Source organism: Streptomyces sp. NPDC023527 (assembly GCF_055560115.1).
On sequence record NZ_JBVHJJ010000008.1, the window covers coordinates 264,507 to 286,983 of the forward strand.

Sequence of the window (22,477 nt, forward strand, 5' to 3'; positions counted from 1 at the left end):
CACTGCCGTCCCGAGGAGGCCGCATTGCGAGGATCCGCTTCCCACCCCCGGACCAGTCCCCCGAGAGCGGTGCGAAGAAGCCGCCGCACACGGGTGGCGGGCGCCGTCGCATCGGCCGCCCTGGTCGCGCCCCTGATCGCGGCCGGGCCGACGGCGACGGCCGGGCAGCCGCGCTCCGCCGCGCTCCAGCAGGCGTTCACGGACGCCTCGGCGAAGTACCACGTCCCCCAGAGCGTGCTGCTGGGGGTCTCCTATCTCCAGTCCCGTTGGGACGCCCACAACGGCACCCCCAGCGTGACCGGCGGTTACGGCCCGATGCACCTCACCGACGCCGCCACCGCCCTCGCCGCGTCCCCGCACCACGGCGACAGCCGCGAGGACCCCCGCGGCGACGGCGCCCGGCCGCTCACGGGCGCCCGTTCCGCCCGTACGACCGCCCCGCCCACCCCTGCCGAGCTCCCCCCGCGGCTGCGCACCCTGGAGCGGGCGGCGGCGCTCTCCGGCCTGTCCCCCACGGCGCTGCGCCGGGACCCCGCGGCCAATGTCCGCGGTGGCGCGGCCCTGCTCGCCGCCGAGCAGAAACGTCTTGGCCTGCCGCTGAGCGACGATCCGGCCGACTGGTACGGCGCGGTGGCGGGCTATCCGGGCGCCTCGGACAGCGCGACGGCGGCCACCTTCGCCAAGGACGTCTACGACGTGATCCGCGGCGGCGAGCGACGCGTCACCGACGCGGGCCAGGAGATCACCCTCCCGGGGGACCCCGGCCTCGCGGCCCGTACGGACCAGGTGCGCCGCCTGGGGCTCCCGACGCCGCCGGACGACGGTGTGGAGTGCCCCGCCTCGGTGGCGTGCGAGTCGATCCCGGCGCCGTACCAGCAGCTGGAGGGCGCCGACTACGGCAATCACGACCTCGGCAGCCGGCCGACGGGGCAGAAGGCCGACTTCATCGTCATCCACGACACCGAGGGTTCGTGGGAGACGACGATCAAGCTGATCAAGGATCCGACGTACGTCTCCTGGAACTACACCGTGCGCTCCGCTGACGGCCACATCGCGCAGCACGTGCCCACCAAGGACGTCGCCTGGCACGCGGGCAACTGGTACGTGAACGCCAAGTCGGTCGGCATCGAGCACGAGGGGTTCCTCGCCCAGCCGGACGCCTGGTACACGGAGGAGATGTACCGCACGTCGGCGCGGCTGGTGCGGCATCTGGCGGAGAAGCTGAAGATCCCGCTGGACCGGCAGCACATCCTGGGCCATGACAACGTCCCGGGCACGACGCCGGCGACCATCCGGGGCATGCACACCGACCCCGGCCCGTACTGGGACTGGGCGCACTACTTCGAGCTGATGGGCAAGCCCCTCCGCGCGACGGGCGGCATCTTCGGTGGCATGGTCACCATCCGGCCCGACTACGACTCCCACACGCCCGCCTACACCGGCTGCGCGGAGCCGGCGAAGCCCTGCGACGCGCACGGCTCGGGCGCGGTCCGGCTGTACACCTCACCCAGTGAGACGGCGCCGCTGGTGAAGGACATCGGGCTGCGCCCGGACGGCAGCGCCTCGACGATCGACGTCAACGACACGGGTGCCCGCGCCTCCACGGGGCAGCAGTTCGCGCTCGCCGACCGGCAGGGTTCCTGGACGGCGATCTGGTACCTGGGCCAGAAGGCCTGGTTCAAGAACCCCTGGTGGAAGCCGACCGCGGTCAACGCCTATGGGTGGGTGGTCACCCCGAAGGACGATGTGAACGACGTCCCGGTGTACGGGCGCGCCTACCCGGAGAAGGAGGCGTATCCGGCGGAGGTGCCGGTGCAGGCCGTGACGCCGCTGCCGTACAAGCTGCTCGCCGGGCAGAAGTACGTGGCCGGTCACCGGCTGCCGAGCGAGTATCTGTGGGCGAAGACCTTCGACCCGGCCGGTCACAAGGTCGTCCGGGGCAAGGACGTCTATTACGAGATCCAGTTCGGGCACCGGGTGGCCTTCGTCAGGGCGGCGGATGTCACCGTGGCCCCGTCGAATCGGTAGTCCGGACGTGCGAAGAGCCCGGTACGGCCGTCCGTACCGGGCTCCTGGGTGTACGAGGGTCAGACCTGCTGGAACATCTCGGCGGGCAGCGGCTTGAGGAGCTGGTAGAGCTCGTCGGTGATGGGCCGGTCCCAGCTGGCGATGGTGACGAGGACGCCGTCGCTGCGGTCGAACTGGGTGCAGGAGATGCGGCCCTCGGAGCACTTCACGCGCCGCACGATCAGGAGATTGTCCTCGTGCATGACCGGGATGTCCTCGGTCTCCAGGACGTGCACGGGCTCTTCGTTGCCGAGCGCCAGGAGGAGCTGGGCCACCTCGAAGGGCACCTGTCCCTCGTCCACCTCGCGCGCCGGGGAGCCCTCGGGAAGGTTGCCGATGATCATCGCCGGGCCGCGCCCGCCGAACAGGTCATAGCGGAGGAAGACGCCCTGACAGCTGCCGTCGGGGGCGGGCAGCAGCCCGGCCCCGAGGTCTCCCGGCCAGTCCCCCGGGTCCATGGCGAGGACGTCGAAGTCCGGCCCGATGGGCGTGGCAGCGCTGCGGCGGCGGAGGAACGACATGCCCACATCGTACGTGCCCGCCGCCGCCGTGTGACGTCGGGGAGAGCGGTGGGGCGGCGGCGGGTCAGGCGGGTGCCCGGAGGGTTTCCAGGTGGTGGAGGAGCAGCCGCCGGAGCTCCTGCGGGGGGTAGCCGTCCGGGCGCAGTACGGCCTGGAAGGAGAGGCCCTCGACCAGGGCGGACAGCCGGCGGCTCTCGGTGTCGAGGTCGAGGTCGGCGCGCAGGCCGCCGGTCAGCTGCCCGCCGCGCAGCACGTGCTCCATCAGGACCAGCTGGTTCTCCTGCAACTCGACGGCGCAGGGGCGCAGTCCGGGGCGGACGCGGGCGGCGGTGGCGAAGGCGATCCACAGGACGGCCTCCTCGTGGCGCGCCTCGTCCAGCGGGAGGAACTCGGTGAGCAGTTCCTCGGCGCGGGACCGGCGGTCGCCGTCGGGGCCGGGGTCGCGGAGGTAGTCGATATGGGCGCGGACCCGGCGGTCGATGCGGCGGACCAGTTCCTCCATCGCGAAGATCACCAGTGCGTCGTGGTCGCTGAAGTAGTGCCGGATCGAGCCGATGGCCAGGCCGGCCTCGTCGGCGACATTGCGCAGGGACGCGGCCTCCAGGCCGTCCCGGCCGACGACACGGAGAACGGCTTCGGCCACGGCCCGGCGGCGGGCTTCCGGGTCCACGATCTTCGGCATGTCGACTTTATAGCACGCCCGCGCTAATATCTTTTTGGCACGTCCGTGCCATAAAGTTTTGGCGCAGCCGCGCCACAAACGGGGAGGTAGCAGGCGATGAACGGCTGGCTGCTCGCGGCGATCATCGCCGTCGTGGTGATCGTCGTGGTGATCAAGCGGCTGAAGGGTGAGCCCCTCAACGCCCGCGACCTGCTGATACCGCCGGTCGTCCTGATCTGCGTCGGCGTCTCGGCCCTGACCCACGCCGAAGACCTGACGGGCACGGATCTCGCGTGGGTGATCGGGGGCGCGGCCCTGGGGGTCGCGCTCGGCGCACTGCGAGGTGTGACCGTCACGGTCTTCGAGCGGGACGGAGTGCTCTGGCAGCGCTACACCGGCCGGACCTTCCTCGTGATGACGGCGTCGCTGGCGATCACGGCCGGCTACGGCTTCCTCGCCGCGAAGGCGGGCATGCACCACGACGCGCGGCCGACGCAGCTGAACATCGGCGTGAGCTTCCTGGGCGAGGCCCTGGCGGTCGGCTTCCGGGGCTGGGCGACGGGGGTGCCGTTCGCGCCCGAGCGGGGACGGCGCTGACCCTCGACGACCCACCGGGCGGCGGACGGCGGAAGCCCGCCCGGACGCGGCTTGTGGGGGCGCTCTCCGGGCGGGCCGACGGCTCATGAACTCCGCCGCGCCCCGCACGCTACCAGCCGAAAAGCGCTCCTTCCGGTGGTGTCACCCGAATGCGCGCCAATAGCGGAGATATCGCCCGTAGAGCTGCCGACACTCCCGGTGATTTTCCGACCGGTGGCGCAATGGCGCAAATGAGTGAATGCCCGAAACTTCTGCAAATGGGGTCGAGTTACTCAGGTCGCTTCCTTGAGAAGAGGCGCTAATCGATCGAAAGGCACAGACGTGCTCAAGAAGGTACTCGCCACGGCCGCTCTGACGGCTTCCGCGGTCGGCACCGTCGCCGGCCCCGCGATGGCGATCGACAACAACCAGGACGTCGCCAACGGCAACGCCGCGAAGACTGGCTACGGCAACACCAAGACCGGTGGCAAGCAGAGCCCGCAGATGAGCCTGATCCAGGGCACGCTGAACAAGCCGTGCCTGGGCATCGGCAAGGTCGGCATCCAGTCGCTGATCGGCGTCCTCAACATCGGCCTGCAGGACGTGCCGATCCTCACGTCGCAGCAGCAGCAGCAGTGCGTCGACAACTCGACGATCAACGACGGCGACGACCCGCTGTCGCACATCCTCGACGAGATCCCGATCCTGTCGGGCAACGGTTCGGGCAACCGCGGTCTGGGTGCCTCGCACACGCACCTGCACCACCACAGTGAGCACCGTGGGCACCACGACGGTGGGCACCGTGGCCACCACGACGGCGACCACCGTGGCCACCACGACGGTCACGACGGGTGGCACGGGCACGACGGCGACCACGGCCACTGACGGTCGTAGCGCCGGCCGGAATTCCCCTCTCCTCGGGTGCACGGGCCCCGGGGAGGGGGGATTTTCCTGTGCTCGGGGGACCGGCGGAGCCCCGGTGCGGGGGGCTGCCGCGGACGGTTCCGGGCCGGGTCGTATACGATGTCGAGGTGACCATGCTCGTGAAACGCCGCCACGTGGACCTCCTCCGCGTCACCAGCATGTCCTGTCGCCGACACGGCTGACCCTCACCGCGCCCTGCCCTTTCTGTCCGGCAGCGGCCAGCGATCTTCGCTTTTCTGCTTTTTCTGCTTTTTTCCTGCCGCTTCCCGGTACCCGCACTGCCGCATACCCTGCCCAGCGGTGCGGGCCGTCCGGCGCATCGCCGTACGGAATTCCGGGCCTCACGCTGTGGACATCTCATGAGCAACAAGCTTCCCGTCCTCGACCTCTCCGCCGCCGCCGGTGACCCCGCCGCCCGTGCCCGCTTCCACCAGGAGCTGCATTCCGCCGCACGCGACGTCGGGTTCTTCCACCTGACCGGCCACGGCATCACCGAGGCCGAGACCGCCGACCTGATGCGCACCCTCCGCGCTTTCTTCGCCCTGCCCGAGGCGGAGCGGATGTCCATCAGCAACCTCAACTCGCCCCACTTCCGCGGCTACACCCGCATAGGCGACGAGCGCACCGGCGGCAACCGCGACTGGCGCGACCAGATCGACATCGGCGCCGAGCGCGCCCCCCACGTGCCCGGCCCGGACGAGCCCGGCTACTGGTGGCTGGAGGGCCCGAACCAGTGGCCGGCCGCCCTCCCCGAGCTCCGCACCGCCGCGCTGCACTGGATCGACCGGCTCAGCTCGGTGGCCCAGCGGCTGCTGCACGAGCTGCTCGCCGCGATCGGCGCGCCGCCCGCCTTCTACGACGACGCCTTCGCCGACCGCCCCCACCTGCACCTGAAGCTCGTCCGCTACCCCGGCAGCGCGCCCGACGGTGCCGCGCAGGGCGTGGGCGCCCACAAGGACTACGGCTTCCTGACCCTGCTGCTCCAGGACGAGGTCGGCGGGCTCCAGGTCGAGGGCCCGGACGGCACGTTCCTGGATGTGCCGCCGGTGCCGGGCGCGTTCGTGGTCAACCTCGGTGAGCTGCTGGAGGTGGCCACCAACGGCTACCTCAAGGCGACCAACCACCGGGTGGTCAGCCCGCCCGGCAACCGGGAGCGGTACTCCGTGCCGTTCTTCTACAACCCCCGGCTGGACGCGCGGATCGAGCCGGTGCCGTTCGCTCACACGGACCGGGCGCCGGGTGTCACTCAGGACTCGGCGAATCCGCTGTTCGCGGAGTACGGGCGCAATGAGATCAAGGGGTGGCTGCGGGCCCATCCCGGGGTTGCCCGCCGGTACCACGCGGGCTTGCTGAACGAGGGCGTCGCCGCGGTCTGACGCACGGGGCTCCGCCCCGGACCCCGGTGCCGCGAACCCACCGGCCGGCCCTACGTCAGGTCGAACTCGCCCTCGCGCGCGCCCAGTACGAACGCGCGCCACTCCGCGGGGGTGAAGACCAGGGCCGGCCGGTCCGGGCGGCGGCCGTGGCGCATGGCGATGAAGCCCTCCACGAAGGCGATCTGGACGTCGCCGATCCCCTGCGTACCGGACTGCCAGGCGGCGTTCGCCAGGTCGAGCTCGGGTGTCGCATCGCCCACCAGTCGTTCCGTCGTGCTCTCCGCCACGTCGTAGCTCCTCCCGGCTCGTCGTCCCGGCACCCCACACTAGCGACCGCGGCGGGTGCCGGACAGGCCGCGTCATCCGCCGTCAGGAGGTGGGCGGTTCGCTGCCCACCAGCCACATGGAGAAGAACTGCGCTCCCCCGCCGTAGGCGTGGCCCAGCGCCTTGGCCGCGCCCTCGACCTGGTGCTCGCCCGCCCGGCCGCGCACCTGGAGCGCGGCCTCGGCGAAGCGGAGCAGGCCCGAGGCGCCGATGGGGTTGGTGGACAGGACGCCGCCGGAGGGGTTGACGGGCAGGTCGCCGTCGAGTGCGGTGGCTCCCGACTCGGTGAGCTTCCAGCCCTCGCCCTCCGCCGCGAAGCCGAGGTTCTCCAGCCACATCGGCTCGTACCAGCTGAAGGGCACGTACAGTTCGGCGACGTCGATCTCCCGGCGCGGGTCGGTGATCCCGGCCTGGTGGTAGACGTCGGCCGCGCAGTCCCTGCCCGCGCGGGGCGAGACGAAGTCCTTGCCCGCGAAGAGCGTCGGCTCGCTGCGCATGGCCCCGCCGTGCATCCAGGCGGGGCGGTGGGGGGAACGGGCCGCGCCCGCGCGGTCGGTGAGGATCAGCGCGCAGGCCCCGTCGGAGGACGGGCACGTCTCGGAGTAGCGGATCGGGTCCCACAACATGGGTGAGGAGCGCACCTTCTCCAGGGTGAGGTCGTGTTCGTGGAGGTGCGCGTAGGGGTTCTTCAGGGCGTTGCGGCGGTCCTTGTGGGCGACGAGGGCGCCGATGCCGTCGGGTGCGCCGGTGCGGCGCATATAGGCCCGTACGTGCGGGGCGAAGAAGCCTCCGGCGCCGGCCAGCAGGGGCTGCTGGAAGGGGACGGGCAGGGACAGGGCCCACATGGCGTTCGACTCGGACTGCTTTTCGAAGGCCAGGGCGAGGACGGTGCGTTGGACCCGGGCGGCGACGAGGTTCGCGGCGACGAGGGCGGTGGAGCCGCCGACGGATCCGGCGGTGTGCACGCGCAGGATCGGTTTGCCGACCGCGCCGAGGGCGTCGGCGAGGTAGAGCTCGGGCATCATCACGCCCTCGAAGAAGTCCGGTGCCTTGCCGATGACGACGGCGTCGATGTCGGCCCAGGTCAGCTCCGCGTCGTCGAGCGCGCGCCGGGCCGCCTCGCGGACGAGCCCGGCGATCGAGACGTCCCGCCGGGCGGCGGCGTGCCGGGTCTGGCCGATCCCTACGACGGCCACGGGCTCCTTGTTCACCGGGTCTCCTCCTGAGGGTTCCGGCTGTCCGAGGTGCTCGACCGCTCCCCTTCCAGCACCGCGACCAGGTTCTGTTGCAGGCAGGGCCCCGAGGTCGCGTGGGCCAGCGCCCTGTCGGCCTCTCCTCGGTGGATGCGGGCGGCGGCCTCGCCGAGGCGGATCAGGCCCGCGGCCATGAGCGGGTTGGCGGCCAGTGCGCCGCCAGAGGAGTTGACCAGCACCTCGTCGCCCAGGCGCAGCGCCTTGCGCAGGATCACCTCCTGCGAGGTGAACGGCGCGTGGAGCTCGGCCACCTCGACGGGCGCGTCGAAGGCTCCGGCGCGCTCGGCGGCCAGCCGGGTGGAGGGCGAGTCGGTCAGGTCGCGGACGCCCAGGGCGTGCGGCTCGGTGCGGTGGTCGATGCCGCGGATCCAGGCGGGCCGGGCGCACATGCGGCGGGCGGTGTCCCCGGCGGCGAGGACGACGGCCGCGGCGCCGTCGCCGATGGGCGGGCAGTCGCCGGTGCGCAGCGGCTGCACGAGGTGGTCGCCGGGCGGTACCGGGCCGCGCAGTTGGGCGTACGGGTTGGTGTGCGCGGCGGCGCGGCTGCGGGCGGCGATGTGGGCGAGGGCGGTCTCGTCGGTCTCGCCCGCGTCGATGAGCGCCCGGGCCTGGAGCGCGGCCAGGGCGATGGGGTCGGGCCACAGCGGCGCGGTGAAGTAGGGGTCGAGCTGCCGGGTGAGGACGTCGCGGACGTCACCGGCCGAGGAGGTGCCGTAGGAATGGACGAGGGCGGTGTCGGCCTCGCCGGTGAGGAGCTTCACCCATGCCTCGTACAGGGCCCAGGCGCCGTCCATCTCGACGTGGGACTCGGCGATGGGCGGCCAGGCGCCGACGGTGTCAAGGGTCATGGTGAAGGAGAAGGGCCGGCCGGCGAGGTAGTCGCTGGATCCGGAGCAGGTGAATTCGGCCTCGCCGGGGCGCAGTCCGGCCCGGTCGAGGACCTCGGTCAGAACGGGCAGCAGCATTTCGGTCTCGGACAGCCCGGCGGTGGAGCGGCGGTGGTGGCTCTGGGCGAAGGCGACGATCGCCACGTCCCGCGGATACCGCGTCACAGCAGCTCCTTGTACGTGTCGTAGGCGGCGTCCGGCTCGCCGGTGGGCCGGTAGTGGTCGGGGTGGCGGCCGTCCTCGGTCCAGACGGGTTCGACACGCAGTCCCATGCGCACCTGGTCGTAGGGGATGCCGGCGATGCGTCCGTGGAGGGCGAGGCCGGCGCCGTCGAGGGCGATGTGGGCGTAGACGTAGGGCACGTCGATGGTGGTGTTCTTGGCCTTGATGTTGACGACGCAGTAGGTGGTGACGGTGCCGCGCGGGCCGACCTCGACCTGTTCGCCGGTGGCGACCGCGCAGGTGGGGCAGGTGCCGCGGGGCGGGACGTAGACCTTGCGGCAGGACGGGCAGCGTTCGCCGACGACGCGGTGGTGGGCGAGGGCGTCGAGGTGGCGGTTCAGGGCGCGGCCGGGTGAGTAGGTGTAGTCGAGGCGGGCGGGGGTGGTGATCCTGGTGACGGGTTCAGGGAAGGCGCCGTCGTGCGGGGCGGCGGGGCGGCCGGTGGGCGGGCTGTCGTGGGGTTCGAAGCAGGCGATGTCGGTGATCGCGCCCGTCCGCTCGCGGGCCCAGCGGACGCGGACGCGCATGCCGGTGCGTACGGCGTCGGGGCCGGGGGCGTCGAGGGTGTGCAGGAGGGCGGTGTCGGCGCCGTCGAGGCGGACCAGGACCCAGGCGAAGGGGGTGTGCAGTGGTTGGCCGCGGCGGGGGGCGGGGTTCCAGGCCCAGGTGGTGACGGTGCCGGTGGCCGCGACCTCGACGAGCTCGTGGAGGTCCTCGGCGGTGGTGGGGTCGTATTCGACGGGCGGCACGAGGACGCGGCCGTCGCCGGTGCGTACGCCGAGGACGACGCGTTCGCGCAGGCCGGTGAGGAAGGCGCTCTGCACGGGGCCGAGGGAGCGGGTGAAGGGGAATTCGACCACCAGGGGCGCGGTGCGGATGTCCGGCATGGTCGGTGGGTCTCCCTCGGTCAGGCGCGCCGGAAGACGGGCGGGCGCTTCTCGGCGAAGGCGCGGGTGCCTTCCTTGGCGTCGGCGGTGTCGAAGACGCGCATGCCGCGTTCGAGTTCGAGCGCGAGGCCGTCGGCCTCGGTCATCCCGGCGGTGTCGTAGGCGCTGGCCTTGACGGCCTCGACGGCGAGGGGGCCGTTGGAGTTGATGAGTTCGGCGGTCTCCAGGGCCCGTTCGAGGGCGGTGCCGTCGCGTACGACGTGGCCGACGAGGCCGATGCGCTCGGCTTCGCGGGCGGTGTACGGGCGTCCGGTGAGCAGCATCTCCAGGGCGTGGGTGCGGGGGATCTGGCGGGCTAGGCGGACGGTGGAGCCGCCGACGGGGAAGAGGCCGCGCCGTACCTCGAAGAGGCCGAAGGTGGCGCTCTCGCCGGCGACGCGCAGGTCGGTGCCCTGGAGGATCTCGGTGCCGCCGGCGACGCAGGGACCCTCGACGGCGGCGATGACGGGTTTGCGCGGGCGGTGGTGGCGGAGCATGGCCTTCCAGTGCAGGTCCGGGTCGGCCTCGAACCGCTTCCGGCAGGCGTCGTCGGTGGCCGTGCCGTGGCCCGCCAGCGCCTTGAGGTCCATGCCGGAGCAGAAGGCTCCGCCGGCGCCGGTGAGCACGATCGAGCGGACGGAGTCGTCCTCGTCGGCCTCGGTCCAGCCGTCGTGGAGTCCGACGAGCATCGGCAGCGAGAGGGCGTTCTTCGCCTCCGGCCGGTTCAGGGTGAGCACGAGTGTGGCGCCGGCGCGCTCCACGGTCAGGTGTTCGGTGCCGCCCATGGCAGTCCTCCCGTCGTGAGACACAACAGGGTGCAGGAGGCGCGGGTGCGGTTCAATAGCTTTCTGACAACCCGTCAGTTTTCTTCGAGCCCGGCCCTTCCCACCTCCGTGCGACGGCGCTGTAATGACGCCGTGGACTACAATCTCGCGGATCTGTTCGAGTCGGTCGTCGACACCGTGCCCGGCCGGGAGGCCCTGGTCCACCTCGACCACCCGGGCACCGGCGCCGAGCGCCGGCTGACGTACGCCGGGCTCGACGCGGCGGCCAACCGGCTGGCCCACCACCTCGTCGGCGTCGGCGTCCGGCCCGGTGACCACGTCGGGCTGCACCTCTACAACGGGGTCGAGTACCTCCAGACGCTCTGGGCCTGCCTGAAGATCCGGGCCGTGCCGGTCAACGTCAACTACCGCTACGTGGCGGGCGAGCTGGCCTATCTCTACCGGGACGCCGATCTGGTGGCGCTGGTCTTCGACGCGGAGTTCAGCGGGCGCGTGGCCGCCGCGCTGCCCCGGGCCGGGGACACCCTGCGCCATCTCGTGCGGGTCGGCACCCCCGCCGAGGGCCCCGCACCCCGCATCGAGCCCGTCCCGTTCACGGAGGCCGAGGCGTCCGGCGCGCCCTGGCGCGACTTCCGGCCCCGGTCCGGTGACGACCGGATCATCGTCTACACCGGTGGCACCACCGGCATGCCCAAGGGGGTCGTATGGCGGCAGGAGGACCTGTTCTTCTCCGGGCTGGGCGGGGGCGCGCCCACCGGTGAGCCGGTGAAGCGGCCGGAGGAGCTGGCCGAGCGGGTCGCGGCGGGCGGCGAGGGGCTGGTGTTCTTCCCCACCGCGCCGCTGATGCACGGCACGTCCACGCTCACGGCCCTCATCGCCTTCGACTTCGGCCAGAAGGTCGTGCTGCACCGCAAGTTCGCGCCCGAGGACGTGCTGCGCACGGTCGCCCGGGAGAGAGTCACCAGCGTCTCGCTGGTCGGCGACGCGATGCTGCGGCCGCTGGTGGACGCGCTGGAGGGTCCGCTGCGGGGCGTCGACTGCTCCTCGCTGCTGAGCGTCAGCAGCTCGGGCGCCATTCTCTCGGACACGGTACGAGAGCAGTTCACGGCGCTCCTGCCGCGGGTGGCGCTGCTGAACAACTTCGGGTCGTCGGAGTCCGGCTTCAACGGCACCGCCACGGACGACCGCGGCAGGGGCTTCCGGCTGCGGGTCAACGACCGTACGGCCGTGGTCGACCCGGTGACACACGCGCCCGTGCCGCCCGGCGGGACCGGTCGCGTCGCCCAGCGCGGGCACGTACCGCTGGGCTACTACAACGACCCGGCGAAGACGGCGGAGACCTTCTTCCGGGCGGGCGGCGAGCGGTGGGTGCTGCTCGGCGACATGGCGACGGCCGGCGCGGACGGGGTGATCACGGTCCTCGGGCGCGGCTCGCAGTGCATCAACACCGGCGGCGAGAAGGTGTACCCGGAGGAGGTCGAACAGGCGCTCAAGGCTCACCCGGACGTGTACGACGCGCTGGTCGCGGGCGTGCCGGACGCCCGGTGGGGGCAGCGCGTGGCGGCCGTCGTCCAGGTGCGGGAGGGCGCGGCGCCGCTGACGCCCGACGCGATCCGGGCCCACTGCCGCACCCGGCTGGCCGGTTACAAGGTGCCGCGCAGCGTCGTCCTCACCGAGCGCGTGCGGCGTTCACCCAGCGGCAAGGCGGACTACCGCTGGGCACGGGCGGTGGCCGGTGGAGGCGACGAAGAGGTCTTGACGTCCGGTTCCGACTGCTGATTACGTGACCGCCTAAACATCTACCGAATGATCGGTCGGTCGACGAGGCGGTGGCGGCATGGCGGGACCGGGCGTTGTCCTGGACGCGGCGGAGCGGATGTCGGGCGAGGAGCTCGCGGCGCTCCAGCTGGAGCGCCTGCGGGCGACCCTGCGGCACGCCTACGAGCACGTGGACTTCTACCGGAGGTCGTTCGACGCCGCCGGGGTGCGCCCCGAGGACTGCCGGTCCCTGGCCGACCTCGGCCGGTTCCCCTTCACCACCAAGGCCGACCTGCGCGACCACTACCCCTTCGGGATGTTCGCCGTGCCCGAGGGCGAGGTGCGGCGCCTGCACGCCTCCAGCGGCACCACGGGCACCCCGACCGTGGTCGGCTACACCGAGCGCGACCTCGACACCTGGGCCGATGTCGTCGCCCGTTCCATCCGGGCGGCCGGTGGCCGGCCGGGCCACAAGGTCCATGTGGCGTACGGCTACGGCCTGTTCACCGGCGGTCTGGGCGCGCACTACGGCGCCGAGCGGCTGGGCTGCACGGTGATCCCCGCCTCCGGCGGCATGACCGCCCGCCAGGTCAAGCTGATCCAGGACTTCCGCCCCGAGATCATCATGGTCACGCCCACCTACATGCTCACCCTCCTCGACGAGTTCGAGCGCCAGGGCGTCGACCCCCGGTCCACCTCCCTGCGGGTGGGCATCTTCGGCGCCGAACCCTGGACCGACGCCATGCGCCGGGAGATCGAGGAGCGCTTCGCCCTCGACGCCGTCGACATATACGGGCTCTCGGAGGTCATGGGGCCGGGTGTGGCGCAGGAGTGTGTGGAGACCAAGGACGGGCCGCACATCTGGGAGGACCACTTCTACCCCGAGATCGTGGACCCGGTCACCGGCGAGGTGCTGCCCGAGGGCGCCCACGGCGAGCTGGTGTTCACCTCGCTCACCAAGGAGGCCATGCCCGTCGTCCGCTACCGCACGCGCGACCTCACCCGACTGCTGCCCGGCACCGCGCGCCCCGCGTTCCGGCGGATGGCGAGGATCAGCGGCCGCAGCGACGACATGGTCATCCTGCGCGGCGTCAATCTCTTCCCGGCGCAGGTCGAGGAGGTCGTGCTGGGCGTCCCCGGCGTCGCGCCCCACTTCCAGCTGCGGCTGACCCGCGAGGGGCGGATGGACCACCTCACCGTGCGGGCCGAGGCGCGTCCGGAGGCCGGGCACCACCAACGGGCGGCGGCCGCCGGGGAGATCGCCGGACGGGTGAAGGACACCATCGGGGTGTCGGTGGGCGTCGAGATCGTGGATCCGGGGACGCTCGAACGGTCGATGGGCAAGCTCAAGCGGATCGTGGATCTGCGGGGTGCGCGCGACCCCGCCCCGGGCGACGCGCGATAGCAGAGGCTGTCAACTCAACCGTGCGCTCCCGGCGTCCTCTTCACCGCAGTCGACTTCTCTCATCCACTGTCGCACGGGGAGCCACATTGCCTCTTCGCCATAGATGGCGCGCTCTGACAGGCGCCTTCCTCGCGTCACTGACGTTACTGGCCGGCGCGGCCACGCTGCCCGGCCAGGCGGCCGCCGCCGCGCCGGACCGCGCGGACCGCCCGTCCGGGAGCGGGCTGTCCGCCACCATCAGATACACCGAGTACGGCATTCCGCACATCGTGGCCGACGACTATCCGGATCTGGGCTTCGGCAGCGGCTGGGCCCAGGCCGCCGACCAGGTGTGCAATCTCGCCGACGGATTCGTCACCCTGCGCGGCGAGCGCTCGCGCCGCTTCAGTGCCGACGCCGCTCCCGACGGTTCGCTCTCGTCCGCCACCACCAACCTCTCCAGCGATCTGTACTTCCGCGGGGTGAACGGGGCGCGGACGGTAGAGAAGCTCCTCGACCGGCCCGCCCCCGCCGGGCCCAGCCGGCAGGCCAAGGAGCTGATGCGCGGCTGGGCGGCCGGGTACAACGCCTGGCTGAAGCAGAACCGGATCACCGACCCGGCCTGCCGCGGCGCGGACTGGGTCACCCCGGTGACGGCCCTGGACGTGGCGCGCCGCGGTTACGCCATCACCGTGCTGGGTGGCCAGGGCCTCGCCGCGGACGGCATCACCGAAGGCCGGCAGACCCCGGCGGCTCGTACGGCCACGGCGGAGGATCCCGCGGCCGCCGCCCGTAAGGTCTTCGACCGGCGGGACGCCGACATGGGTTCCAACGCGGTCGCCTTCGCGGGCTCCACCACGGCCAACGGTCGGGGCCTGCTGCTCGGGAACCCGCACTACCCGTGGCAGGGCGGCCGCCGCTTCTGGCAGTTCCAGCAGACCATCCCCGGCGAACTGAACGTCTCGGGCGGGTCGTTGCTGGGTGTCCCGATCGTCGAGATCGGCCACAACGACCGCGTCGCCTGGAGCCACACGGTCGCCACCGGCGTGCCGACGAACCTGTACGAGCTGCGGACCGCGCCCGGTGACGCGTACAGCTATCTCGTGGACGGCAAGCGCGAGCGGATGACGGAGCGCAAGGTCACCGTGCCCGTACGGGGCAAGGACGGCCGCACTTCCCAGGTCACCCGCAGCCAGTGGTGGACCCGGTACGGGCCGGTCGTCACCTCCCTCGACGACCTGAAGCTGCCCTGGGCGGACGGCAAGGCGTACGCCATGGTCGACCCCAACGCACAGAGCCTGCGGTTCACCGACACCTCGCTCGCGCTGAGCAGGTCCGGCAGTGTGCGCGGGATCCAGGACGCGCTGCGCCGCACCCAGGGCCTGCCGTGGGTGAACACCGTCGCCGCCGACTCCGGCGGGCACACTCTGTTCACCCAGTCGCAGGTGCTGCCGCGGGTCACCGACGACCTCGCGAAGCGCTGCTCCACCGACCTGGGGCGGCAGACCTTCCCGGCCGCGGGCCTGGCGGTGCTGGACGGCTCCCGCGGCGCCTGCGCGCTCGGGAAGGACGCCGACGCCATCCAGCCGGGGATCTTCGGCCCGTCCGCGATGCCGACCCTCGTCGACGCCCCGTACGCCGAGAACTCCAAGATCCCCCACAGAGTCAAGCTCAGCGCGGGCAGGGCAGCGCCATTCCACGCGTCCGACACGAGAACCGGACGCGGAGGGAGGGGACTGGCTGGCCGGCCGTCGACCTGGTGAATTTGCTCGGGCCTGCGGCCCGTCAGTAGTACCGCGGTCCGGAGTCGGTGGCCCGCACGGGCTGCCCGTAGCCGGACGGCTTCTTCCCCTTGTCGACCACCTCGCAGACGTACTTGGACTGGGTACCAAGGGGCGCCAACACGGCCTTGGGGATGTTGTTGCAGAGGGCGTAGTCGATGTAGTCGCGGTAGTTGCCGTAGAGCAGGCGGGCGACACCGTCGCGGGTAAGGATCCCCTGGTGTGGGGTCGCCTTGTACTCCACCGTGTTGAAGACGGACTTCTCGCCGATGGTCACATCCCACTCCACCTCCAGGCCCTCGTAGGTGGTCTTGCAGGACACCTTCGTCCCACTCTTCGAGGAAACGTCCGCCGGGCACTCGGCGGTGATCTTGCCCGGCGCGTCGGCCATGTCCTGGGTCCTGCGGCGCAACTCGTACTGCAGATTTTCGCTGAACGGGACATCGGCGGCCGGGGACGGCTGCAGCTTCTCGTCGGGCATGGCCGACGGCTTCTCCAGCCTCTGCGGCAGCACGGTGACCGACGGCTTGGGCTTGGCGCTACCGCCTTCCCCGCTGGACTTCTCGCTCCCGCATCCCGCGGCGAGCAGGCACGCCGAACCGGCTATGAGCACTGACACGATCTTCGATTTCACAGCGCCACCCTAGCCAGACCCTGCCTGCGCCGGCCTCGCCCCTCATCGCCTACGGGCGAGTGGCATCCAAGAACCGAGGCCGCTGCATTGAGGGTTGCTTGACAGAGTTCGGCGCGCACCAGCGCAGCTTCGTGCCGTACGCCGGGGCGTTGGGAACGATGTCCAGGCGCCCGGTATCCGGGTCGAGCTTCACGGCCTGGACGTGCCCTGCGAGCCAGGCGAGACCGCGGCGAGGATGGTGTCGAACTCAGCAAGGACGTTGCCGCCAGTGGCCGGGACGGCCAGTCCGCGCTCAGTCATCATCATGCTGATCGCGACGCCGCCGGCGACCACGCGCGGCGCGTCTACCGGCACCGATGGTTCGTACGCCCCCACCCGGCGAATCCGTACTACCCCTCCACGGGGGAGAACAAGAGGATCTGGCGCGGCCCGCACCTCGCCGTCCCACCCGGCTGCGAGAACGCACCGATCCTGGGAGGCGACCGCGTCAACATCCTCCGCCGCTGAAGCGCCGGCGCAGACCGTGCCGGGTCGGGAGTCCTTGCTGCGGTTGGTGCGCGGCACTGCACCGGGGTCTTGGTGCGCTCGATATCCTGCGCCCCGCGCCTGCGACCTGGGTGTGAAGGAGCCCGCCGGTGGCGGCAGCTCGATGCGCACCTGGGAGGTAGTGGGTCGGTGGAGATGAGTCGTGCGGAGGCTGTTGCACTCGTGCAGCGGATCTTGGCTGTGGATTACGCCTCCGAGGAGGAGGCGGACAGGTGGCTGGACGTGCTCGACAGGGCCCTGGCCTGTCCGTCCGGTTACGTCGGCGACTTGATCTTCTGGCCGCCTGAGCGGGAGCTCTCGGCTGATGAGGTGGTCGCTCGGGCCCTCGCGTATCAGGCGATCGCGTTGTGAAACGTGGGCGCTCGGTGGCGTTTGCTACTGGTACCAGCCGTCGTCTTCGTCGGCGAGGGATCGGGTGAGGTAGTCCCGCAGGTCGCGGGCAGCCCACCGTCGGCTGTCGGTTTCGTGTTCCCACACGAAGATGTCGGCTCGGGCAGGGGTTCGGATGAAGGCGAATTGGTCGCCGGCCCCGTTGTCGCCGAAGAAGAGCAGCGGCTCGAACGGCATGTACAGGGTGGCGAGGGCACGGTCCGACCGGAAGTGGAGGTTGTCCTCGACGATCCGCTCCAGGGGCCAGATCGTGTCGACCCCGCAGGGTCCCACGATGCCGTCGGTCTCCTGGAGCAGGCTTACGAGCTCGGGCGGCAGATTGTGACCCAGCCGTTCCTGCGCGCCGGTCACCGCGGCCAGGTCGACGGGTCCGCTGAACTCGGCCTTGGTAAACGCCTGGCCTGCGATGTCTCTATGCGTGCGTGCATGGGAAGGGTGGGTCACCGGGTCGATCTCCTCGCTACGGGAGCAGATCGTAGCCTGGTGCCCCCGCGCCGCATCGGGGTCGGCCAGAGCCTCCCGGGCGGTGGGTGGCGGCAAGGAAGAGCCTGGCCGGACGTTCCGGGCGGCGCCGAACAGGCACCATCCCACGGTCAGCTCGGGCAGGCGGCTGATTGCGGTGTAGAGCACGAGACGGGGTCGTCGAATCCGCTGGTCTCGTACAGGTCGGCTTCGAAGTGGGCGGCGCGTCGGACGGAAGTTGTGGCGATCGAGGCGTTGGCTGGTGCCGTCTGGAGGAGGGATCTGGTCCTCAGTCGGACCGAGGGGAAGATCGATGGGGAGAACCGGCGGCGTATCCGGAGGATGGTCGCCCTCATGGACCGCCAGGATTCGGACCTGCTGTGGTGCGGGGTTGAGGTGACCATCCGGCCGGACGGCAGCGAGGAGGTCACGGTGCTCGCGGCCAACCGCTGACGACCGCCCCGCACCGCCCGCCCACAACCGCTCAATGTCGGGTAGCAGACCCAGCGGAAATGTGACTGGATTGCGAGCGGTTCGTTCTCTGGGGGGCCGGTCCTCACGGGTCATTTCTTCAGGGAGCGTCATGCCCGCCTCACGTACAGCTCGTCGTCTCACCGTGGTCACCGGGGTGGTCGCCGCCGGCGTCGCTGGCGCGGTGGGATCCGCCGCGGCCAGCGAGAACATTGTGGGCATCGGTAACGCTGCCTTCGGCAACACCATGATCAACGTGCACAGGGAGGTCACAGCCGTGGCTCGCACCACAGGGGGCTCCGGAGTGCTGAGCAACCTCGTCCAGCTGCCTCTGGACATGCCGCGGAACGGTGGAGCCGGAGGCGGCATGATGCCTGTCATGCCGGTCAACAACTGGGGGGCCGTGTGAGGTGGCTCCGTAAGCAGGGATTCCAGGCCCACCGCGCCCAGTTCGAGCTTGAGCGCGGCCAGCAAGGCGGTCCCCGCTTCGTTGTGCTCGGCCACCAGGGACAACAACCGAGCCGTGCCCGCCTCGCCCAGGCGGCCGATCGTGCGGTGGTCGAGCGCAGGTGCGCGACGGCGTCGGTGGACGAGTCGCCGACCAGTTCCGCAACCTCCCGCAGACCGAAGCCCAGCCGCCGGTAGGCCAGCACCTCCCGCAGCCGCTCCACGTCGCCCGCCGAGTAGGCCCGGTACCCGGCCGCGGTCCGCCCCGAAGGACGCACGAGCCCGATCTGGTCATAGTGACGCAGCGTGCGGACGCTCACGCCGGCCAACTCGGCCACGCGTCCCACGGTCCAGTGATCCTCCACGGCACCGACTATGCAACCTGACGTCACGTGAGGTCACGAGCCGCACTCATGACAGCAAGAGCCGAGGCGGAGGCCGTAGTCGCACGCCCACGATGGAGCTGTCCCGGCGGCCGCCCGGCTCTTTCCACGACGCGGACTCCTGTGAGCGCGGCTACGAGATCACCAGGCAGCAGGCCGGGCCGCGCGCATCGGCGCCGGGCTGCTGCCGCGGGATGAGGCCGACACCCTGCGCTGGGCACCTGGCCGGGTCAGCCGCGGCCGCGGCGCTGTCTGCCTCAGCGGACCATCCGGGGCGACACCGTCGGGCAGGGCGGCGGATGGCGCGGCCAGCGCGGACGTCGAGAACCTCGCCGGGCCTCCCTTGTGATGAACCGCGAGGCCGGCCTGGAACAGGTCGTCGTGGGGGGGGGGATCTAGCGGTGCGCCCCGAGCCACATGGCTCGGGGCGCACCGTCAAAAGGGGGGTGAAGCCGCCTTGAGTGAGGGGCGGCTTCGGTTTACCGGTCAGTGTCCGCGGTGGCCCCAGGACTCGGTGTCGATGACGCGGTCATGGTCGTTGCGGAGGGTGGCGGTGTCGTGGACACCAAGTCCTGGGGGCGCGGACACTGAATCGTGAGGTGACTCCACCCGCCTCAGGCAGGTGGAGACAGAGCAGTGCGTCATGGGGCCTGATCATCCTGTGGCACACTGCTGCGCTTAGCCCCGTGCCCACCGCACCCCTCTACATCGCATCGCCGGGCGTGTCTGGAGTACTGGGTCCTGCGAGGCCTTGCAGGCAGGGCGAATGCCTTCCTCGTCGAGGATCATTCGCACTTCCTTCGCTTGCCGTTTAACCTCTGCCGCCAGAGTTCCTTACCGTCAGTGACGGCACCGCAAGCATCTTTGACATCGTGGGCGTCATGAGCGAGTTGGTGGATCGTGTGGACGAGCAGGACCGGGTGCTGGGGATTGTCGACCGGGGTGAAGCCATCCGCAGGAAGTGGCTGCACCGGGTGGCGACGATTGTGTGCCGTGACGCTGAGGGCCGGATACTGGTGCACCGGCGGGCGGGGAACGTTTCGCGGTTCCCGGGCCAGTACAACTGGCTGCTCGGTGGCGCGGTGAACGCGGGCGAGACCTACGAGAGTGCTGCTGTCCGGGAACTGTCGGAAGAACTCGGTGTCCGTGCCCCGGCCCGGCTTGCCTTCACGTTCCTCTGCCACGGAGCGATCAGTCCGTACTGGCTCGGTGTGCACGAAGCCGTTATTGACGGGCCCCTGGCACCGGATCCGTCAGAGATCGCCTGGCACAGCTGGCTGCCCGAACCCGCTCTCCGGGACGCTCTGCAGCAGTGGCCGTTCGTCCCCGACTGTCAGGAAGTCTTCACGAAGTACGCCGCCCTGTGACCCTGCCAAGGCAGGCCTGGGTGGTCGAATGATCCCTCGAACTTGATCACTCGCGGAGGCAACCGCCGGACGTGAGGGCGGCCTTCGTTTGATCCTTTGCTCCGTCACAGAGGCATGGGATCAACCGAAGGCCGTATCAATGAGTGTGCTGCAACAGTCGGACCAGTGTGAGGCGTTCGCGACGGATGGCGTCCCACGGAGTGGTGTAACAGATCTTGGCTGGGAAGTGCGCCGCTTGTGTGCCCTCGCGTGCATCGACTGCTGGTGAATGCTCCCTAAAACGGGGCAGGCCGCCGTGCAACTGTCCTTGGTGAACTGCCAGTTCGTTCCAAGGGGGTGCCCGGTGGCCTTGTCCCAAGCATGACCTACTTCGCCTGTGCGACTGCCGCATGATCGTCCGCCGACGCGCATTGGCATTTTCTGTAGTAGAGGCCGCCACCAGTGCGCCCCACCGGTGAACCGTGCACGGCGCGCAGGTCGATGGTGCCGGCTCGGACGGCGTGACAGCGGCGTCGAGAAGCGCATTGTCCTGGTTGGCCTTCGGCTGGCCACGGGCCCATAGATCCGTCGATCAGATGTAGCCCCAGGCCGTGCAGCCGCACGGCCGCAGTGTCCCGCATCTTCGAGACTGTCGGGCGGTGCGGATAGGATCGTAGGTATGGGAATTGACTGGGAAAACATCCTCGGCACAAGCGGGAACGGCCTCAACGAGGCATACGACAGGGCGGTCTCCTCGGTCGTCTATAGCGAGACCCTGGAGGGCGACCACCAGCCACTCCCGGTCGGCGAAGAGTTCGACGACACAGATGGCCTGCGCTGACCTGAGAGCGCACACAGAAACTGCCCGACGAGCCGGGGTCTTTGTTGGGCTCGGTCCGCTTTGACGGGCATTGGAGATCAGAGGCTTCTGCCCCGGAGTGAACCGGTGGTCAAGCATGACATTGGATGGCGTCCCACGGAGTGATGTAACAGATCTTGGCTGGGAAGTGCGCCGCTTGTGTGCCCTCGCGTGCATCGACTGCTGGTGAATGCTCCCTGAAACGGGGCAGGCCACCGTGCAACTGTCCTTGGTGAACTGCCAGTTCGTTCCAAGGGGGTGCCCGGTGGCTTGCCCCAGCATGACCTACTTCGCCTGCTCGAGTCACTACGTTCAGCGGATGGTCTTGAACTCGTCCGCGAAGTCGCCGAAAGGCTGCTCCAGGAACTGATCGAGGCCGAGGCCACCGCCCGGATCGGTGCGGAGTGGGGCGAGCGGACCGACACCCGCACCACCTGGCGCAACGGGCACCGGGAGAAGGCCGTGACCACGCAGGCCGGAGACCTGGAACTCGCGATCCCCAAGCTGCGGGCCGGGAGCTTCTTCCCCAGCCTGCTGGAACGCCGACGCCGCATCGACCAGGCGCTTTACGCGGTCGTCATGGAAGCCTACGTTCACGGGGTGTCGACCCGCTCGGTCGACGACCTGGTGAAAGCCCTCGGCTCGGATACCGGCATATCGAAGAGCGAGGTCTCCCGGATCTGCGCCGGCCTCGACGAACAGCTCGACGCGTTCAGGGCCCGTCCCCTTGATCACACCCGGTTTCCGTACGTCTTCCTCGACGCCACCTACCTCAAGGCCCGCGTCGACCATCAGATCGTGTCCCAGGCCGTCGTCATCGCGACCGGTGTCACCGAGGACGGCGGCCGTGAAATCCTCGGTGTCATGGTCGGCGACAGCGAGACGGAGGCATTCTGGACCGAGTTTCTTCGCTCGCTGCGTGAACGCGGCCTGAACGGTGTCCGCCTGGTGATCTCCGACAGTCACAGCGGCCTGGTCAAAGCGATCCGCAGAGTCATGATCGGGGCCGGCTGGCAACGGTGCCGCGTTCACTTCGTGCGCAACGTGTTCTCCGTCATCCCGAAGGGGTCCGCGGAGATGGTCGCCGCCACGATCCGCACGGTCTTCGCCCAGCCCACCGCCGATGCGGTCCGGGCCCAGCTCGATACCGTCGCGGACATGCTCGGCCGCCAGTTCCCCAAGGTCAAGGAGATGCTGCTGGGGGCGAAGGAGGACCTGACCGCGTTCGCGGACTTCCCCAACCAGCATTGGAAGAAAATCCAGTCGACCAACCCGCTCGAACGTCTGAACCGGGAGATCAAACGACGATCAGATGTCGTCCAGGTTTTCCCGAACACCGCCGCCGTCACCCGCCTGGCCACGGCCGTCCTCGTCGAACTCCACGACGAGTGGATCGCCTTTCCCCGGCGCTACCTCTCCATCGAAAACATGGACAACCTCTATTCAGACAACGCCACCTGCCTGCCCGGCACTGCCGAATGATCCGTTACACC

The 22,477-nt window shown here is 70.4% G+C and carries 21 protein-coding genes and 3 pseudogenes; 13 read left to right on the plus strand and 11 right to left on the minus strand.

All coding sequences use genetic code 11. From position 1 onward, the window contains the following. Nucleotides 1-24: 24 nt before the first annotated feature. A complete protein-coding gene (locus ACZ303_RS18315) occupies nt 25-2,028 on the plus strand; it encodes an N-acetylmuramoyl-L-alanine amidase (protein ID WP_467340092.1) in 2,004 nt (667 codons plus the stop codon). Between the two features lie 59 nt (nt 2,029-2,087). Here ACZ303_RS18315 and ACZ303_RS18320 read toward each other — a convergent pair whose 3' ends face one another. Both ACZ303_RS18320 and ACZ303_RS18325 read right to left on the minus strand, forming a co-directional pair. After that, on the minus strand, nt 2,088-2,588 hold the full coding sequence (locus tag ACZ303_RS18320; protein ID WP_467340094.1) for a hypothetical protein: 501 nt from the start codon (nt 2,586-2,588) through the stop codon (nt 2,088-2,090). Between the two features lie 64 nt (nt 2,589-2,652). Continuing rightward, nucleotides 2,653-3,270 carry a TetR/AcrR family transcriptional regulator gene (locus ACZ303_RS18325; protein WP_467340096.1) on the minus strand — a complete coding sequence of 206 codons (618 nt, stop codon included), beginning with the start codon at nt 3,268-3,270 and terminating at the stop codon, nt 2,653-2,655. Between the two features lie 96 nt (nt 3,271-3,366). On the opposite strand from ACZ303_RS18325, the gene ACZ303_RS18330 reads away from it, so the two are divergent. From ACZ303_RS18330 to ACZ303_RS18345, 4 genes and pseudogenes are all read left to right on the plus strand, one after another. Then, entirely contained in the window at nt 3,367-3,846 is a 480-nt protein-coding gene (locus tag ACZ303_RS18330) for a DUF1453 domain-containing protein (RefSeq protein ID WP_467340098.1), read from the plus strand. Between the two features lie 321 nt (nt 3,847-4,167). Next, a pseudogene (locus ACZ303_RS18335) lies at nt 4,168-4,554 on the plus strand (rodlin); the annotation flags it as partial. Between the two features lie 302 nt (nt 4,555-4,856). Beyond that, nucleotides 4,857-4,931 (plus strand): putative leader peptide, encoded by a 75-nt coding sequence (locus ACZ303_RS18340; protein WP_374223821.1) that lies wholly within the window; start codon nt 4,857-4,859, stop codon nt 4,929-4,931. A 177-nt stretch (nt 4,932-5,108) separates the two neighbouring features. After that, the gene (locus ACZ303_RS18345; protein WP_467340100.1) at nt 5,109-6,125 is read left to right on the plus strand and encodes an isopenicillin N synthase family dioxygenase; all 1,017 of its coding nucleotides are present in this window, start codon (nt 5,109-5,111) and stop codon (nt 6,123-6,125) included. A gap of 50 nt (nt 6,126-6,175) precedes the next feature. Here ACZ303_RS18345 and ACZ303_RS18350 read toward each other — a convergent pair whose 3' ends face one another. The 5 genes from ACZ303_RS18350 to ACZ303_RS18370 all read right to left on the minus strand — a co-directional run bounded on the left by ACZ303_RS18350 (nt 6,176) and on the right by ACZ303_RS18370 (nt 10,523). Continuing rightward, entirely contained in the window at nt 6,176-6,412 is a 237-nt protein-coding gene (locus tag ACZ303_RS18350; protein WP_467340101.1) for a DUF397 domain-containing protein, read from the minus strand. A gap of 82 nt (nt 6,413-6,494) precedes the next feature. Continuing rightward, complete coding sequence (locus tag ACZ303_RS18355) at nt 6,495-7,661, minus strand: thiolase domain-containing protein (protein ID WP_467340103.1); 1,167 nt, start codon at nt 7,659-7,661, stop codon at nt 6,495-6,497. Next, entirely contained in the window at nt 7,658-8,755 is a 1,098-nt protein-coding gene (locus ACZ303_RS18360) for a thiolase domain-containing protein (protein ID WP_467340105.1), read from the minus strand. The genes ACZ303_RS18355 and ACZ303_RS18360 overlap by 4 nt, the downstream gene beginning before the upstream one ends. Continuing rightward, nucleotides 8,752-9,699: a Zn-ribbon domain-containing OB-fold protein gene (locus ACZ303_RS18365; RefSeq protein ID WP_467340107.1), complete on the minus strand. Its 948-nt coding sequence runs from the start codon at nt 9,697-9,699 to the stop codon at nt 8,752-8,754. Before ACZ303_RS18365 ends, ACZ303_RS18360 begins: the two co-directional genes overlap by 4 nt. 20 nt (nt 9,700-9,719) lie before the next feature. Then, complete coding sequence (locus ACZ303_RS18370) at nt 9,720-10,523, minus strand: crotonase/enoyl-CoA hydratase family protein (RefSeq protein WP_467340108.1); 804 nt, start codon at nt 10,521-10,523, stop codon at nt 9,720-9,722. A 132-nt stretch (nt 10,524-10,655) separates the two neighbouring features. Between ACZ303_RS18370 and ACZ303_RS18375 the strand changes: the two genes are divergently transcribed. The 3 genes and pseudogenes from ACZ303_RS18375 to ACZ303_RS18385 all read left to right on the plus strand — a co-directional run. Next, nucleotides 10,656-12,302: an acyl-CoA synthetase gene (locus ACZ303_RS18375; protein WP_467340109.1), complete on the plus strand. Its 1,647-nt coding sequence runs from the start codon at nt 10,656-10,658 to the stop codon at nt 12,300-12,302. A gap of 58 nt (nt 12,303-12,360) precedes the next feature. Then, nucleotides 12,361-13,686: a phenylacetate--CoA ligase PaaK gene (gene paaK, locus ACZ303_RS18380; protein ID WP_467340110.1), complete on the plus strand. Its 1,326-nt coding sequence runs from the start codon at nt 12,361-12,363 to the stop codon at nt 13,684-13,686. 86 nt (nt 13,687-13,772) lie between these two features. Continuing rightward, nucleotides 13,773-15,314, plus strand: a pseudogene (locus ACZ303_RS18385) (penicillin acylase family protein); the annotation flags it as partial. 136 nt (nt 15,315-15,450) lie between these two features. On the opposite strand, the gene ACZ303_RS18390 reads toward ACZ303_RS18385, so the two are convergent. Further along, complete coding sequence (locus tag ACZ303_RS18390) at nt 15,451-16,080, minus strand: hypothetical protein (RefSeq protein WP_467340111.1); 630 nt, start codon at nt 16,078-16,080, stop codon at nt 15,451-15,453. 189 nt (nt 16,081-16,269) lie between these two features. Next, the gene (locus ACZ303_RS18395; RefSeq protein WP_467340112.1) at nt 16,270-16,434 is read right to left on the minus strand and encodes a hypothetical protein; all 165 of its coding nucleotides are present in this window, start codon (nt 16,432-16,434) and stop codon (nt 16,270-16,272) included. 327 nt (nt 16,435-16,761) lie between these two features. On the opposite strand from ACZ303_RS18395, the gene ACZ303_RS18400 reads away from it, so the two are divergent. Further along, the gene (locus tag ACZ303_RS18400) at nt 16,762-16,977 is read left to right on the plus strand and encodes an e9imm peptide (RefSeq protein WP_467340199.1); all 216 of its coding nucleotides are present in this window, start codon (nt 16,762-16,764) and stop codon (nt 16,975-16,977) included. Between the two features lie 24 nt (nt 16,978-17,001). Here ACZ303_RS18400 and ACZ303_RS18405 read toward each other — a convergent pair whose 3' ends face one another. Continuing rightward, a complete protein-coding gene (locus ACZ303_RS18405; RefSeq protein WP_467340113.1) occupies nt 17,002-17,646 on the minus strand; it encodes an SMI1/KNR4 family protein in 645 nt (214 codons plus the stop codon). 415 nt (nt 17,647-18,061) lie between these two features. Here ACZ303_RS18405 and ACZ303_RS18410 point away from each other — a divergent pair, with 415 nt between their 5' ends. Continuing rightward, nucleotides 18,062-18,358: a chaplin family protein gene (locus ACZ303_RS18410; protein ID WP_467340114.1), complete on the plus strand. Its 297-nt coding sequence runs from the start codon at nt 18,062-18,064 to the stop codon at nt 18,356-18,358. 154 nt (nt 18,359-18,512) lie between these two features. On the opposite strand, the pseudogene ACZ303_RS18415 reads toward ACZ303_RS18410, so the two are convergent. Then, nucleotides 18,513-18,743, minus strand: a pseudogene (locus ACZ303_RS18415) (MerR family transcriptional regulator); the annotation flags it as partial. 917 nt (nt 18,744-19,660) lie between these two features. Here ACZ303_RS18415 and ACZ303_RS18420 point away from each other — a divergent pair. The 3 genes from ACZ303_RS18420 to ACZ303_RS18430 all read left to right on the plus strand — a co-directional run bounded on the left by ACZ303_RS18420 (nt 19,661) and on the right by ACZ303_RS18430 (nt 22,466). Then, nucleotides 19,661-20,146, plus strand: a complete 486-nt coding sequence (locus tag ACZ303_RS18420; protein WP_467340115.1) for an NUDIX hydrolase — start codon at nt 19,661-19,663, stop codon at nt 20,144-20,146. A gap of 658 nt (nt 20,147-20,804) precedes the next feature. Further along, entirely contained in the window at nt 20,805-20,966 is a 162-nt protein-coding gene (locus ACZ303_RS18425; RefSeq protein ID WP_467340116.1) for a hypothetical protein, read from the plus strand. A 288-nt stretch (nt 20,967-21,254) separates the two neighbouring features. Beyond that, nucleotides 21,255-22,466, plus strand: a complete 1,212-nt coding sequence (locus ACZ303_RS18430; RefSeq protein ID WP_467340117.1) for an IS256 family transposase — start codon at nt 21,255-21,257, stop codon at nt 22,464-22,466. Nucleotides 22,467-22,477 lie beyond the last annotated feature (11 nt).